This window comes from Peristeroidobacter agariperforans (assembly GCF_004138335.1).
GTDB lineage: Bacteria > Pseudomonadota > Gammaproteobacteria > Steroidobacterales > Steroidobacteraceae > Steroidobacter > Steroidobacter agariperforans.
In genome coordinates this window covers 281,587-294,807 of sequence record NZ_RYFW01000002.1, presented here as the reverse complement: position 1 = coordinate 294,807, position 13,221 = coordinate 281,587, and the positions used below count along the sequence as shown (strand labels likewise).

Here is a 13,221-nt window from a genome sequence, read left to right as displayed (position 1 = left end):
CAAGACCGCTTACTGCTCCGGGACGGCGCTTCGCTGCAGATGACGTCCGTCAGGAGTCGTCACACTCGATTGCGAGTCCAAGTGCGGCCGCTTCCGCTGACAACTTGTTTGCGGTGTCACGCGGGATCGACTTGCCGGATTGAGCTCGTACCTGCGAGGAGAAACCTTGAAGCATTGCGCAAGTGGCGGGCAGGTCTGAAGCGAGGAAGTAGGCGCGGGCGTTTTCGATCTTGCCTTGCAGGCTCCGCCCCGGCCCGACACCTGTGACTTGCTCCAGCAGAGAGTCGAACATCTCGCTCGGCGGGAGCAGTTGGGTATTGTCCGCAACCTCCGTGACGCGCCCCACGAAACGTCCGGAGACGACGTTATTCTCGATCGTGACATCGCTGGGCTCCACCTCATAGAAGATGGCCCATTCCCTGGTCGCGGCGGCTTCCGCCTCGTCCGGCGGCTGGGTACTCAGACCTTCAACCTGGCCGAAGATGGCAGGAAACGATTCAAAGGGTATCGCGGCCGAAGGGTCGATCACCGTCGGCAGAGCGTCCGAGGCCAGAGCGGAAGGATCGAGGATGAAATTGATAAGAATCGTACCGAGCGGCACAAACGCAGGATCCTGCCGCGACAGAAAACTCAGGAACGGCGCGAAGCTTGCCTCATTCCCGATGCCTCTGATCTGCAGCTCATCGAAAGCGGCGAAACGGTTCGTCACCAGCACCGACACGTGACCTGGCCTGGAGGGGATGAAAGTAGCGCCAACAGCGGAGGAGAAGGTGTGCCCGCCAACTGAGACCTGGATGAAACTATTCGCATCCGTGAATCGGTACTCGCCGCTGAAGCCGGCAGGATTGGAGTCTCCGGGCGCCTGGGACAGGTCGTACCGAAAAGAGCCTATGACCTCGTCGCCTACCTGAATGCGGTCTGATATCGGCCCCGCCGACGCAGCCAGGGCAAATGTCAGCGGAACTGTTACACGCAAAAGAAACAAACCCACCCGTGCAAGAAAGTTCATACGAGGCTCCTTCGAGTTCGGAGTTCCCGGCGCTGCTCGTGTCCTTATCCTCCAACGCCTGAACTCTGGCAAGCAGCGCCGAGCTCGCTGCACTATTTGCCATCGCGCAGCTTCGCCGCCTTCAGCATCAAATAGTTCCTTTCCGGAATGCTGTTCGTCTTCGCCGCCGCGGCCTGATACAACTCGACGGCTCGAGCTCGCTCGCCGGCGCGCTCGAGCAAGTGAGCACGAACGGCCTCCAAACGATGATTGCCACGCAGGCGTTCATCCTTTTCCAGAGGCGCCAGCAACTCCAACCCTTTCGTCGGCCCATGCACCATGGCCGCCGCTATAGCGTGATTCATCACCGCCATGGGGTTATCTGACATTCGCATCAGTACGCCATACAGCGCCTGGATCTGCGCCCAATCGGTGTCCTCCACACGGGCCGCTTCGTCATGCAAGGCTGCAACAGCGGCCTGCAATTGATATTCGCCGACCGCCCCGCGCGAGAAGGCCGTGGTAACGAGCGCCACGCCTTCGGCAATCATTTCCTTGTCCCACAACGCGCGCTCCTGCTCGTCAAGTGGAATCAGCTCGCCGATCGGCCCACTCCGCGCAAGACGACGAGCATCGGTCAGCAGCATCAGCGCAAGCAGACCGCGAGCTTCGCCATCGCCGGGCACGAGCCTGACCAACAATCGCGTGAGACGAATCGCCTCGTTCGACAAATCCGTGCGTTGCAGTTCAGTGCCCGAGCTGGTCGTGTAGCCTTCGTTGAACATCAGATACAAAACCTGCAGCACCGAGCCGAGCCGTTCTGCCCGCTCCGACGCTTCCGGCATCTGAAACGCCACGTCCGATGTTTTCACGCTCTGCTTGGCGCGACTGATCCGCTGCGCCATGGTCGCCTCGGGCACGAGAAAGGCCCTCGCAATCTCACCCGTCGTGAGCCCACCGACCGCTCGCAAGGTCAGCGCGATTGCCGAAGGCGGCGACAGCAACGGATGGCAGCACATGAACAGCAGCACGAGCGCGTCGTCCGGATCGATCTCCGGCTCGCTATAGATTGCAGGCGCAACCACCAAGGATGAATCTTCCATCGCCACGGCCTCGCGATTGCGACGTGCGATCTCGCTGCGAACGGTGTCAGTCATGCGCCGAAGCGCGACCTGCAAGAGCCAGCCGCGAGGATTGTGGGGCACGCCCTCAGCGGGCCATTGCGTGGCCGCGGCGATCAGCGCTTCCTGTACGGCATCTTCGCAGCTGTTGAGGTTGCGATAACGGCGCATCACGGCGCCGAGTACCTGCGGCGCCAGTTCGCGCAGCAGGTGCTCGGTGCTTGCGTCGAGCTTCCCGGCAGTCACTAGGTTTTCGGCGCCACGCCGATCTCACGCACTTCGATCGGCAGATACAGCGGAGCACCGCCGACGCCCGGCGCGAGCGATGCCTGTGCCGCGATCTCGTAAGCGCGGGCCGTGCTCGGCACATCGATGATCCAGTAGCCGGCGAGGAATTCCTTGGATTCCGGAAACACGCCATCGGTGACCGGCTTGCCATCCTTGCCGGCACGGACCAGCCTGGCCTGCGACGGGCCGGTCAGGCCCTGCGCATCCACCAGTTCGCCCGACGCGGTGAGCTGCTTGTGGAAGTCCATCATGAACGCGATGTGCGCCTCGATGTCCTGCTTCGGCCAGCTCATGATCTGGTACTCGCCAGCCGCGGGGGTGTTCATCATCAGCATGTATTTCATGTGGTTAGCTCCTGTGTGAGGGCATTCTAGCGCGCCGCTGCGGCGTGCTTTCAGGAGCAAGTCGAAGCCGGGCCGCCGATTTCGACACGGCCGGCGAATTTTTTTCAGGCCAGCGAGCGGATGATGCGCCCGAGCTCGGCCACGGCATCTTCGACCTGGGCGGTCCAGGGGTGGCCATAGTTCAAGCGCAGGCAGTTGCGGAACTGCCGACGCGCCGAAAACATCGGGCCCGGCGCGATGCTGATGTGGGCCTCAATGGCGCGGCGATGGACCTCCAGCGCATCGACCTTCTCGGGCAACTCGATCCACAAGAAGTAACCGCCCTCGGGCGTCGCCACCCGGAAGCCCGACGGAAAGTGTTGTTTGAGGGCAGCGAGTGCGGCGCCCTGCTGAGATCGCAGCGACTGGCGCAATTTATCCAGGTGACGATCGTAACCTTCGTTGCGAAGCATCTGCGCGATGCCGTTCTGAATGGGCACGCTGGTGGCAAGCGACGTGGTTACCTTGCGCCGTTGGACAGCGGACGCGAACCGGCCCGCCGCGGCCCAGCCCAATCGATAGCCCGGCGCCAGGCACTTCGAGAACGAGCCGCAATTGAGCACCAGCCCTTTGCGGTCGAACGCCTTCGCCGGCTTCGGCCGGTGCCGGTCGAAATGCAGCTCGGCGTACACGTCGTCTTCGATCAACGGGATCTCGTGCCCGGCCAGCAACTCGACCAGGTCGCGCTTCTTTTCTTCCGGCAGCGAGGCGCCGAGCGGATTCTGAAACGTCGTCATGAACCAGCAGGCGCGTACATTGTGTTTGGCGATGGCCTGTTCGAGTGCGCCGAGGTCGACGCCTTCGCGTGGATGCGTCGGAATCTCCACCGCACGCAAACCCCACGTCTCGATGGCCTGCAAGCAGGCGTAGAACGCGGGCGCTTCGATCGCAACCGTGTCGCCAGGGCGTGTGACTGTTTGCAGGCAGAGCGTCAGCGCTTCGAGCGCGCCGGAAGTGACGACGATCTCGTCGGACGGCACCCGCGAGCCAAACTGCAAATATCGACGCGCAATCTGACGGCGCAGCTCCGGACTGCCGGGTGGCAGGCTCTCGACGGTGCTCCACGGGTCCATGTTTCTGGCGCTGCTGCCGAGGTGTCTCGCGAGCTTTGCCCAAGGAAACAGCGTCGGACTGGGAAACGCCGATCCGAGCGGGACCACATCGCGGTCGCGGGACGCTTCGAGAATGTTGAAGACCAGATCGCTGACATCGACTTGCGTCGATCGCGATGACGGGCGCGACGCGCGCGGCTCGCCCGGACCTTGCTGCCAACGATTGCTGACGTAGTAGCCCGAACGATGCCGGCTCTCGACCAGGCCATTCGCTTCGAGCACATCATATGCGCGCATGGCGGTGGCTGGACTCACTCCCCGCTCACGGCACAGCTCGCGCACCGATGGAATCCGCTCGCCCGCCTGCAGCGTGCCTTGGCGGATGAGCGATGTGAGATCGGCGGCCAGCTCCTGATACAGCTTCATGCGCGCCAGTTTATCGATAAGTTCAGTGCGGCTGCAGCGCTCCCATGTACCAGCCGATCATCAGGAAGGCGAACAACGCCACGGACAGAGCCACGCGAACGGTCAGCGCCTTGACCATGGCCTTGGAGTCGGTGGGCCCGGAGACCATGCTGAACATGGCGTGGCCGAGACTGATGACGATGCCGAGGATCGTCAGAACGATGAGCTCTTTCATGATTGCTCCGCTGCATTGACTTTAGCCGCTGTGCGCAGCTTCTCTTGCGCCGCCTCGCGACGGATGGTGTAGACCAGCGAGCCGAAGGCAACGGCGATCAATGACATGAGCGCCACCATCAGGATCACCAGGCCGCCAGCCTGCCGGTACGCCTCGTAGATGGCGCCTGCTACGCCGATGGGCGTCGTCACCAGCAGCAGGGGTTTGGCAATCCGCATCGCTTTTCTCCTTGGTACGGACGCATCGTAGGGACGCTCTGTGCTGCATAACAGATGCAGATCGAGGCAAAAAAAGTGGCACAGGCAACCGCCCGGCCCGGGTGGAACCGCGCCTTGGCCGGCCCGTTACTCCTGCATCCGAGGCTGAGGAGAAAGTCCAATGCGCACATCGATTTACATAGTGGCCGCCGTCGCCATGGCAGGCTTTGCGACTGCGGACGCGCAGAACACCGGCAATCGAGCAACGCCGTCGCGCACGGAAACACCGGTTCGTCAGCCAACGACGTCGCCTCCTGCCGCGACACCCATGCCATCGCCGCAAACTTCGCCGACGCCGGCGCAGCCAACGCAGCCGAACCGGACAGAGCAGATGACGCCGAACTCGCCAGCCGCGAGACAGGAGACCGTGCGGCCGCCGGATTCACGCCGCACGAGAGAGCAGAATGACAACCGGCTCAACCCTGCGAACAACCAGGAACGAGTTCCGCCCACTTCGCGCGGCATAGGCACATCGGGCAAGCCCGACTGCTCCAAACTGCGTGGCATCGAGAAGTCAGAGTGCGAACGTCGCGACACGACGCGCGATGATTTGCCGGCAGGCGTGACGACGAAGCAGCCGGAGAAGTGACTGCGCCTACGGAGCCTTCGCTGCAATGATCCCGAGGCGGTACGCTGCGCTGACCGCCTCGGCGCGCGTCGACACATCGAGCTTGGTGAATATTGCGGCCAGGTGATGATCGACGGTGCGAGCCGAGCGATGCAGTCGCTGGCCGATCTCTTTGTTCCGCAGCCCCTGTGAAAGCAGGCCGAGCACTTCCACTTCCTTGGTCGTAAGTCCCGCCAGATTGGTCTGCGTGCTCTCTCTCGGGCCGCGTTGTAATCCGCGAACGCCCGCCGAGCGCAGCTTGTAACGCATCCGTTCGATCATCGGGCGGGCGCCGAACGCTTCGAACACCGTGAGAGCCTGGCGCTGTGCCGCTTCGTCGCCTTCCATCATCGCGCGCGCGGCCTCGAACGGACATTGCAAAGCACTCCAGCTCGCCGCCGCTTCCTGCCAGCGACCGGAAATCTCCATCGCGAACGGCGCCTGCGCACAGAAATCCGGCATGCCGCCAGGCAGCGAGCCGTCGCCTTGCCAGCACCAGAACAACAACTCCGACGCAAACCAGGAATGGCGCTTGCGAACCGCCAGCTCGACCCCAGCCGACGCCTCGCTCGCCGCTTCGGCTGCTCTGCCTTCGAGCCACGCCGCCTCAGCTCGCGCAGCTTGCATCAACGCGACTCGCTGCAATGTGCCCGTATTGCCAGCAAGTTCCTGCGCTTCGTGCAAAGCCTCCCACACCGCCGGATCGCCGCGACGAGCACGCACGCGTCCTAACGCGATCAACGCCGTGATGCGAGCGATCACCGGCGAGCGCCGATCGGCGAGCACGACATGCGCTGTACCGGACGCTTCCGTATAGCGCCCCCGATACATCCACACCAACGCCTGCCAGGACAACTGATAGAGCCGCGCGAAGTCGATGTCGCGATCGTTGCAGAACTCGACGCCTTGCCGAAGATAGTTGTCCGCGAGATCGAAACGATAGACCTCACCGCACGCCGACCCCAGATTGACGAAAGCGCTCGCGATCCAGGAATCCGATCGAATCTCTTCGGCCAGCGCACGGCTGCGCTCCAGATGATCGCACCCCTCTGCCACGCGGCCAGAAATAATCAGCGACGACCCGATGGTATTGAGGCAGTGAACGATGGACTCACGATCGTCGAGCGCCTCGGCGACAGCCTTGGCCTGCTCCCCTTCGTTGATTGCTTCCTCGACGTCGCGATCGAGCATTCGCAGGTGCGCGGCCCAGCGACGCACGACTACTGCCGCAGCTCCCGACAGATCGGCGGCGACCAGCGACGCCGCCTCACGCATCGTCGCCTCACTCTCGGCGTTCTTGCCAGAAACGACCAACGCGTGCGCAAGTCGCGCTAGTGAGATCGCCTGCCTGCTTCGTTCACCGAGGTCTTGCCATAGTCGTACAGCGTTGCGTCGCGCCTCGATGGCGTCGCTCACCATGCCGCTGAGCTGACATTCGGACGCATAGTCATCGAGCAAGGCAGCGCGCCGAGCCGTCGGTGTCGCTGCAAACTTCAGCGCCCGTGCGAATTGCTGAGCAGCCTGACGATGCGCGCCCTTCGCTGCTGCTTCTCGCGCAGCCGCGGGCGCCAGTTCCAATACAGCCTCTTCGAGTGATGCGCCTTCGGCATGATGTGCGAGTCGCGCGAGATCAGCCGAAGAATGCGATTGCAGCGCCTGTAGCACCATGCGGTGCAGGCTCATGGCTTTGGTCGGAGTCAACGCGTCGAGGATGGCTTCACGCGCCAGCTCGTGACGAAAGGTGAACACGCCGCTCTGTGCGCACAGCACTCCGGTCGCGAGGCATTCATCGATCCAGCCGCTCTCTGCCGCGGTCAGCTCTTGTAACAACCACGGCTCGATTCGCGGGCCGGCAACAGCTGCAGCGTCGAGAATTGCGCGAGCCGATGGGCGCAACCGGCCAGCGCGCGCCAGCACTGCATCTCGTACGGTCGCCGGCATTCTCACTCCGCCGGCTGCGACGACTTCGGTAACGAAGAACGGATTGCCGCTGGTCTTTGTTTGCAGCTCGGCAGGATCGACGTCGCAATCGCCGACCAATTCTCGGATGGCGGCCAGCGACAGCGGCTGCGGCGACAACCGCTTTGCACCGCTGGTGGCCAGGTCTCCGAGCACCAGGCGCAGCGCGTGCGACGGTCCGACTTCGTCGTTACGAAAGCTCACGACCAGCAGCGCATGCGTGCGGCCGATACGCCGGCCCACATAGCGAAGGCAATCGAGCGTCGCCTCGTCCGCCCAGTGCAAGTCCTCCAACACGATCAAGGCCGGCGGCCGGGTGATTTCGGCAAGAAAACTGCTGAACACGCGCACGCGTTCGACATTGCCATGGAGGGCAGCCTGCAGCTCACCTTTGATCTGAGCGGCGATATCGAACAACGGGCCGAGCGGTCGAGGGGTGTGCAGGGCATCGCAGGCGCCCCAGTACACCGGCACCTGCCCTTGCTGCGAGTTGGCGAACGCGCGCAATAGCGAAGTCTTGCCGATGCCCGCCTCGCCTTCGAGAAACAACAAGCTGCCCTGGCCCGCAGCGGCATCGCGCAGCAGCACCTGTAACGAGGTCAGCAGCTCATCCCGCTCCAGCAGCTTCATGCCCGGGCCCGCCATGCCCACGCCGATCCGCCAATGTCATGGAATCATAGCGCGGCAGTGGCGCCCGGGCGCGAGCTGAAGACCTGCGTCAGTACAGGAAATAAGGATCCAGGACCCGGACTTCGGAAATGCGATCGACCGGCAGCCCATTGCGTTCGGCCACCGACCGGATGGCCTCGGGAGATGGCCCGTCGTAAATGCAGTAGGTCTTTTTGCGATCCGGGGTCACATAGGAGTGCACCCAGGTCACGCCTTCCTGGGCATTGGTCGCGATCACATTGGTGGCCGCCTTGGCGCCTTCCGCATTCGCCGGCAGGCCCAGACCGTCGGGAAAAGTACGTTCGATCAGATAGCGGGGCATGGTCTTCTCCTGAAGGAGTTGCGACGCCCCGCCAAGATACGAATCTGCCGGCCAGGCCGATACGGCGGGATTGCCTATATTGGAAGTCGTCTTTGGTTATGCTTGGGCGGTGGGCAAAGAAACATTGGCTGGCGCGGAGGGAAACTCATGGCCATTCAGCTCAACCACACCATCGTGCACGCGAAGGATGCGAAGGCTTCGGCGAACTTTCTCACCGAGTTGCTCGGGCTGGCCGACCCGGGGCGGTTCGGGCCGTTCTGGACCGTGCAGCTCGACAACGGCGTGACGCTCGACTACATCCAGACCGATGAGCCTTTCATCATCGAACACTATGCGTTTCTGGTGAGCGAGTACGAGTTCGATGCGATCTTCGGGCGCATCCAGCAGCGCAAGCTGGAATATTGGGCGGATCCGATGCACTCGCGGCCGTCCGAGATCAACCATCACGATGGCGGCCGCGGCGTGTATTGGAACGATCCGAACGGCCACTACCTGGAAATCATCACGCGCCCGTACGGCAGCGGTTCATGAGGCGGGCTTGCTCGCTTGCAGCTTGGCGATATGACCGCCGAGCACGGCAGCCGGCAGGCTCAGCCCCAGCCCGACGATCTTGACCCAGGTGGGCAGATCGCCCGCGCCGATCATGCTGATCAGGATGCCGAGCACGCCAAATGCCAGCGCGTTGTAATACGGCATGTTGCGCGCCAGGCGAGCCGCCAGATAGCCGCCCAGCACCGTGGAAGCAGTGCCGAGGAGCAGACCGAGCGCCAGATAGCGGACATCCTGCATCAACACCTGATAGGCGCGGCGGATTTCCTCCCTCGACAGCTCCGTATCCCAGCCCGGGCCGCCGAACATCTGCGTCAACAACATGCCGGAAACGATGTCGATGCCCAGGACGGCAAGAGTTGCAAGAATGACCGCGCGGATGCTGATGTTTTGCATACCGCAAGAGTAGGAGCCTGCGGGCGCTTTCGCCAGCGCCCTCTACCCCATCGTCGACAGATCGATGAACCAGTTCTCCCAGTCCGCATCCTGGGCAGCGCCGTGCTGGCGATAGAAGCGCTTCGCCGGCTCGTTGTCGGGCAGCACCTGCCAACGGATCAGCCTCGCGTTCAGCGAGCGCGCGTGCCCGATTACCGCATCCATCAGGCCGCGGCCGAAATTGCGCCCACGCGCGGCCTCGCCGATGAACAACTCTTTCAACACCACGGTCGGCCGCAAATCGAACGTGTACGGAATCACATAGATCAACGCGTAGCCCACCAGCGACGCATCGAGCTCGGCAACCCAGGCCGTGAACTCCGGCGGACGGTGCGGTGAGAAGCCGCGCTCGATCAGCGCGTCGACGGTCACCGCAAACCGGTCGTCATAGCCCTCGAAACGCGCCAGCCCTTGCATCAGCGACAACAACTGGCGCGCGTCCGAAGCCTGGGCACGACGAATCATTTCTTGCCTGTCTCCAAAGTGAACCCTTCGTCCAGCCAGCCGGTGACGCCACCGATCATCAACTTCACCGGGCGGCCCAGCCGCGCCAGTCGGATCGCGCCACGATGTGCGCCATTGCAGTGAGGCCCCGCGCAATATACGACGAACACCGTGCTGGCCGGATAGTCCTTCATCGTTCCTTCGACGATCTTTCCGTGCGGCAAGCTCACCGCGCCAGGCACGTGGCCCTGTTCATAGAGCGCATGACTGCGCACGTCGAGCAGCACGAAATCCTGCTTGCCGCCGGACATGGAGTCGTGCACGTCCCAGCAATCGGTTTCGAACTCGAGCGCCGTCTCGAAGTGCTTCAGTGCTCGGTCACTGGCAGCGGGGGCGACGGCGGTCACGGCGGTTGTCATAACTGTCTCCGGCTTGGAAGGTGTCAGCATTCTGCGCAAAACTGGCCCCGCCCCCCACTGGCGCTGACGCCATAGATCGGTAACATCGCGCCATGAGCAAAACAGCCCGCAACAGCCGCCGCGTCCAGCGCCGCCACCGCGTCGTCGCCCTCGCCTATGACGGACTGTGCACCTTCGAATTCGGCTGTGTGGTCGAGCTGTTCGCCCTGGAACGACCCGAGCTGGGCGTGGAGTGGTACGACTTTGCCGTCTGCTCCGCCGAGCGCGGCCCGTTGCGTGCGGCGGGCGGTATCGAGGTCAAGGTGCCCAACTCGCTGTCGTTGCTGGATCAGGCAGACACCATCGTGATTCCGGGTTGGCGGAATGCGGACGAAATACCGCCGCCTGCGTTACTGCGCCGGATTCGGGCCGCATATGAGCGAGGCGCACGTCTTTGCACCATATGCTCGGGCGTGTTTGTGCTCGCCGCAGCTGGCGTGCTCGATGGCCGGACGGTCACGACGCACTGGCGCTACGCCGAACGATTGAGCAAACGTTACCCGAGCGTGACCGTGGAACCCAACTCGCTCTATATCGATTCGGGACAGGTGCTGACCTCGGCCGGCTCCGCTGCCGGATTGGACATGCTGTTGCACCTGGTGCGGCGGGACTATGGCGCCGGCATCGCGAATCAAGTCGCGCAGCGCCTGGTGATCCCGCCGCATCGTGAAGGCGGACAAGCTCAATATCTGCCGCGTCCCATGCCGCAAGACGATCGCAACCGACTTTCGAAACTCATCGATTGGGTGCGCGCGCATCCGTCACAAGTTCACACGCTACGAACGCTGGCGCGTCGCGCGTCCATGAGCCCTCGCACGCTGCAACGTCAGTTTCAGGAAACGGTCGGCTTCGGACCGTATGAATGGCTGATTCGGGAGCGCGTCGCGCTGGCCAAGGACATGCTGCAAACCGGGCGTCATTCATTGCCCCGGGTCGCCGAGGCGGTGGGCTTCAAGTCGCAGGAAACATTCCGGCGCCATTTCCGTCGCGTTGCCGGCACCAGTCCGGCAACGTACCGCCGCCAGTTCGCCAGCAACTGACCGGCCGCTTCATGTCACGACCGAACAAGCTGCTGCTCATCCTGAGCTTCGTCGGATTCATCGCTCTTGGATTGCCAGATGCGGTCATCGGCGTCGCATGGCCCGCGCTGCGCACGCATTTCGAATTGCCGCAAGATGCGCTCGGCCCATTGTTTATTACTTTGACCGTGGGTTCGGTGATCGCGAGCACGGCCACCGGCGTCATCCTGAGCCGGATGGGCATCGGCGAGCTGCTCGCGTTCTCGTGCGCGCTGACGGCCATCAGCCTGTTCGGCTACAGCATCGCACCTTCGTGGATCGTTATCGTGTCACTGGGCTTGCTGACGGGCTTCGGCGGCGGCGCCATCGATGCGGCGATCAACACTCACGCCGCAACCCGCTATTCGGCACGGCTCGTCAATGTGCTGCACGCGTTCTATGGCGTCGGCGCCGCTGCCGGGCCGGCGTTGATGACCACGGTGCTGACAACGGGGCGGCCCTGGCAGCTCGGTTATCGAATCATCGTGGTCGTCGAGATCGTGCTGGCCGCGGCCTTTATCCTGTCGCGTCGTCAGTGGCCGCCACCGGTCACATCGCACGAAGAACATCAGCGACCGGCGAAACTGTTGGAAACATTGCAGCTCGGCAAAGTGCAGCTGTCGCTGCTGGTATTCCTGGTTTACACCGGCTGTGAAGCAGCCGCAGGCGCGTGGGTGTTCTCGTTGTTGTATGAAGCCCGTGATATTGCCACTGCCTCGGCCGGCACGGCCGTGACGCTTTATTGGGGCGGCTTGTTCGCGAGCCGGCTCGGCTATGCATTCCTGCCTGCGAATGCCAACCCGGATTCCATCATCAAACTCTGCATGATCGCCGCGCTGGTCGGCGTCGTGACGCTGATCTTCAATCTGCACCCCATCGTCGACACCGCCGCGATCGCGTTGATGGGCTTCGCCGCCGGTCCGATCTTTCCTTCGCTGATTGCAACCACGCCCGGACGCGTCGGTCCGCGGCATACCGCGAACACCGTCGGCTTGCAGGTGTCGATGGGTGCAGTGGGCCTGGCTGCACTGCCTGCGTTGTGCGGCTTGATCGCTCAGCAGTGGGGCCTGGAGCTGATTCCCATCGTGCTGACCGTCGGTTGGGCGGTGCTGCTCGCGGCCTATCTCGCACTACGTCGCACTCAATTTGCCGCCGCGATGTAATATCGCGCACCTCGATTCGATCGGTGGAAACCAGCAATGATCAAGCACATCGTCCTGTGGCGTCTGAAGAACAAAGCGGATGTGGCGCGAGTGAAGCAGGAGCTGGAGAGCATGCGCGGCAAGATTCCCGGCCTGCTCAGCCTGGAAGTCGGGGTCAATTTTGCGGAGAGCTCACCGGTCGATCTGGGTCTTTACACCGAATTCTCGGATCGGGCCGCGCTGAACGCGTATTCCGACCATCCAGTGCACGTGCCGGTGAAGCAGGTGGTGGGCGGTTTGATTCAGGATCGGTGGGTGTTGGACTACGAAGCCTGATCGACCGCCATCGGAGCGGGCGCGAGTGCGCCCGTCCGATGGCGAGTTGCACTCACTCAGCGGTTACGATCCTTGTCTTCCTGCTGCTGATTGCCACCACTCTGCTGCGGTGAACGGACCTGACCCTGACCCGACTGTTGGCCGGGCTGATTACGCTGTCCGCTCTGCTGCTCCTGCTGACCCGACCGCTGACCACCGCCCTGCTGCTGCCGGTTGCCTTGCTGCTGCTGTTGCTGCTGCTGATTCCGGTTGGGGTCGTTGCTGCCCTGCTGAGTGCGGTTCCGTTCCTCAGGATTGTTACGCTCGTTCGCCATTGAAAGTCTCCTCGGCGCGTGGAACTTCTATGAGGCCCGCCGTGCAAATCACGGAGGTGAAATCGCCCTCATCGATGCTGCGCCCGACATCGCGGTGTTAAACGCGTGGCCGCTCGTGGAGTTGCATGCGGAAATGTGCGCAGGCCGCAAGAAATAACCGAGCTGACGTAGGCCATAACTGTAGTGCGATACACGTCAG

At 62.9% G+C, this 13,221-nt stretch carries 17 protein-coding genes; 5 read left to right on the top strand and 12 right to left on the bottom strand.

The annotated features are described in order from the left end of the window. Nucleotides 1–49: 49 nt before the first annotated feature. From EK373_RS15210 to EK373_RS15185, 6 genes are all read right to left on the bottom strand, one after another. Nucleotides 50–1,009 carry a hypothetical protein gene (locus EK373_RS15210; RefSeq protein ID WP_129644372.1) on the bottom strand — a complete coding sequence of 320 codons (960 nt, stop codon included), beginning with the start codon at nt 1,007–1,009 and terminating at the stop codon, nt 50–52. A 92-nt stretch (nt 1,010–1,101) separates the two neighbouring features. Continuing rightward, nucleotides 1,102–2,355, bottom strand: a complete 1,254-nt coding sequence (locus EK373_RS15205) for an RNA polymerase sigma factor (protein WP_129644370.1) — start codon at nt 2,353–2,355, stop codon at nt 1,102–1,104. Then, nucleotides 2,355–2,741 carry a YciI family protein gene (locus tag EK373_RS15200; RefSeq protein WP_129644368.1) on the bottom strand — a complete coding sequence of 129 codons (387 nt, stop codon included), beginning with the start codon at nt 2,739–2,741 and terminating at the stop codon, nt 2,355–2,357. The genes EK373_RS15205 and EK373_RS15200 overlap by 1 nt, the downstream gene beginning before the upstream one ends. Nucleotides 2,742–2,845: 104 nt before the next feature. Continuing rightward, nucleotides 2,846–4,258: an aminotransferase-like domain-containing protein gene (locus EK373_RS15195; RefSeq protein WP_129644366.1), complete on the bottom strand. Its 1,413-nt coding sequence runs from the start codon at nt 4,256–4,258 to the stop codon at nt 2,846–2,848. Nucleotides 4,259–4,280: 22 nt separating this feature from the next. Next, on the bottom strand, nt 4,281–4,472 hold the full coding sequence (locus EK373_RS15190; RefSeq protein ID WP_129644364.1) for a twin transmembrane helix small protein: 192 nt from the start codon (nt 4,470–4,472) through the stop codon (nt 4,281–4,283). Continuing rightward, complete coding sequence (locus EK373_RS15185) at nt 4,469–4,690, bottom strand: hypothetical protein (RefSeq protein WP_129644362.1); 222 nt, start codon at nt 4,688–4,690, stop codon at nt 4,469–4,471. Before EK373_RS15185 ends, EK373_RS15190 begins: the two co-directional genes overlap by 4 nt. A gap of 160 nt (nt 4,691–4,850) precedes the next feature. Here EK373_RS15185 and EK373_RS15180 point away from each other — a divergent pair, with 160 nt between their 5' ends. Next, nucleotides 4,851–5,318, top strand: a complete 468-nt coding sequence (locus EK373_RS15180) for a hypothetical protein (protein ID WP_129644360.1) — start codon at nt 4,851–4,853, stop codon at nt 5,316–5,318. Nucleotides 5,319–5,324: 6 nt separating this feature from the next. Here the strand turns inward: EK373_RS15180 and EK373_RS15175 are convergent, their stop codons facing one another. Both EK373_RS15175 and EK373_RS15170 read right to left on the bottom strand, forming a co-directional pair. Then, nucleotides 5,325–7,925 carry an ATP-binding protein gene (locus EK373_RS15175; RefSeq protein WP_198683366.1) on the bottom strand — a complete coding sequence of 867 codons (2,601 nt, stop codon included), beginning with the start codon at nt 7,923–7,925 and terminating at the stop codon, nt 5,325–5,327. 88 nt (nt 7,926–8,013) lie between these two features. Continuing rightward, nucleotides 8,014–8,286, bottom strand: coding sequence for a DUF4242 domain-containing protein (locus EK373_RS15170; protein WP_129644356.1), 273 nt, complete (start codon nt 8,284–8,286; stop codon nt 8,014–8,016). A gap of 147 nt (nt 8,287–8,433) precedes the next feature. Between EK373_RS15170 and EK373_RS15165 the strand changes: the two genes are divergently transcribed. After that, nucleotides 8,434–8,817 (top strand): VOC family protein, encoded by a 384-nt coding sequence (locus EK373_RS15165; RefSeq protein WP_129644354.1) that lies wholly within the window; start codon nt 8,434–8,436, stop codon nt 8,815–8,817. On the opposite strand, the gene EK373_RS15160 is transcribed toward EK373_RS15165, so the two are convergent. Genes EK373_RS15160 through EK373_RS15150 form a run of 3 tightly spaced genes read right to left on the bottom strand, consistent with a single transcriptional unit; the run spans nt 8,812 to nt 10,133 of the window. Then, nucleotides 8,812–9,231 (bottom strand): hypothetical protein, encoded by a 420-nt coding sequence (locus tag EK373_RS15160; RefSeq protein WP_129644352.1) that lies wholly within the window; start codon nt 9,229–9,231, stop codon nt 8,812–8,814. The two genes, EK373_RS15165 and EK373_RS15160, sit on opposite strands and share 6 nt — an antisense overlap. Nucleotides 9,232–9,273: 42 nt before the next feature. Then, on the bottom strand, nt 9,274–9,735 hold the full coding sequence (locus EK373_RS15155; RefSeq protein WP_129644350.1) for a GNAT family N-acetyltransferase: 462 nt from the start codon (nt 9,733–9,735) through the stop codon (nt 9,274–9,276). Continuing rightward, on the bottom strand, nt 9,732–10,133 hold the full coding sequence (locus EK373_RS15150) for a rhodanese-like domain-containing protein (RefSeq protein ID WP_129644348.1): 402 nt from the start codon (nt 10,131–10,133) through the stop codon (nt 9,732–9,734). The genes EK373_RS15155 and EK373_RS15150 overlap by 4 nt, the downstream gene beginning before the upstream one ends. 92 nt (nt 10,134–10,225) lie before the next feature. Here EK373_RS15150 and ftrA point away from each other — a divergent pair, with 92 nt between their 5' ends. From ftrA to EK373_RS15135, 3 genes are read left to right on the top strand one after another with little or no spacing between them, the layout of a single operon-like run. Then, a complete protein-coding gene (ftrA, locus tag EK373_RS15145) occupies nt 10,226–11,212 on the top strand; it encodes a transcriptional regulator FtrA (RefSeq protein WP_129644346.1) in 987 nt (328 codons plus the stop codon). 11 nt (nt 11,213–11,223) lie between these two features. After that, complete coding sequence (locus EK373_RS15140) at nt 11,224–12,393, top strand: MFS transporter (RefSeq protein ID WP_129644344.1); 1,170 nt, start codon at nt 11,224–11,226, stop codon at nt 12,391–12,393. A gap of 36 nt (nt 12,394–12,429) precedes the next feature. After that, entirely contained in the window at nt 12,430–12,708 is a 279-nt protein-coding gene (locus tag EK373_RS15135; RefSeq protein WP_129644342.1) for a Dabb family protein, read from the top strand. A gap of 56 nt (nt 12,709–12,764) precedes the next feature. Here EK373_RS15135 and EK373_RS15130 read toward each other — a convergent pair whose 3' ends face one another. Then, on the bottom strand, nt 12,765–13,022 hold the full coding sequence (locus EK373_RS15130) for a hypothetical protein (RefSeq protein WP_129644340.1): 258 nt from the start codon (nt 13,020–13,022) through the stop codon (nt 12,765–12,767). Between the last annotated feature and the right edge of the window lie 199 nt (nt 13,023–13,221).

What these genes read in the sequence shown, in the direction of transcription:
- EK373_RS15210 (WP_129644372.1), bottom strand. Translation starts at nt 1,009, where the DNA reads ATGAACTTTCTTGCACGGGTGGGTTTGTTTCTTTTGCGTGTAACAGTT.
- EK373_RS15200 (WP_129644368.1), bottom strand. Translation starts at nt 2,741, where the DNA reads ATGAAATACATGCTGATGATGAACACCCCCGCGGCTGGCGAGTACCAG.
- EK373_RS15195 (WP_129644366.1), bottom strand. Translation starts at nt 4,258, where the DNA reads ATGAAGCTGTATCAGGAGCTGGCCGCCGATCTCACATCGCTCATCCGC.
- EK373_RS15190 (WP_129644364.1), bottom strand. Translation starts at nt 4,472, where the DNA reads ATGAAAGAGCTCATCGTTCTGACGATCCTCGGCATCGTCATCAGTCTC.
- EK373_RS15185 (WP_129644362.1), bottom strand. Translation starts at nt 4,690, where the DNA reads ATGCGGATTGCCAAACCCCTGCTGCTGGTGACGACGCCCATCGGCGTA.
- EK373_RS15180 (WP_129644360.1), top strand. Translation starts at nt 4,851, where the DNA reads ATGCGCACATCGATTTACATAGTGGCCGCCGTCGCCATGGCAGGCTTT.
- EK373_RS15175 (WP_198683366.1), bottom strand. Translation starts at nt 7,925, where the DNA reads ATGAAGCTGCTGGAGCGGGATGAGCTGCTGACCTCGTTACAGGTGCTG.
- EK373_RS15170 (WP_129644356.1), bottom strand. Translation starts at nt 8,286, where the DNA reads ATGCCCCGCTATCTGATCGAACGTACTTTTCCCGACGGTCTGGGCCTG.
- EK373_RS15165 (WP_129644354.1), top strand. Translation starts at nt 8,434, where the DNA reads ATGGCCATTCAGCTCAACCACACCATCGTGCACGCGAAGGATGCGAAG.
- EK373_RS15160 (WP_129644352.1), bottom strand. Translation starts at nt 9,231, where the DNA reads ATGCAAAACATCAGCATCCGCGCGGTCATTCTTGCAACTCTTGCCGTC.
- EK373_RS15155 (WP_129644350.1), bottom strand. Translation starts at nt 9,735, where the DNA reads ATGATTCGTCGTGCCCAGGCTTCGGACGCGCGCCAGTTGTTGTCGCTG.
- EK373_RS15150 (WP_129644348.1), bottom strand. Translation starts at nt 10,133, where the DNA reads ATGACAACCGCCGTGACCGCCGTCGCCCCCGCTGCCAGTGACCGAGCA.
- ftrA (WP_129644346.1), top strand. Translation starts at nt 10,226, where the DNA reads ATGAGCAAAACAGCCCGCAACAGCCGCCGCGTCCAGCGCCGCCACCGC.
- EK373_RS15140 (WP_129644344.1), top strand. Translation starts at nt 11,224, where the DNA reads ATGTCACGACCGAACAAGCTGCTGCTCATCCTGAGCTTCGTCGGATTC.
- EK373_RS15135 (WP_129644342.1), top strand. Translation starts at nt 12,430, where the DNA reads ATGATCAAGCACATCGTCCTGTGGCGTCTGAAGAACAAAGCGGATGTG.
- EK373_RS15130 (WP_129644340.1), bottom strand. Translation starts at nt 13,022, where the DNA reads ATGGCGAACGAGCGTAACAATCCTGAGGAACGGAACCGCACTCAGCAG.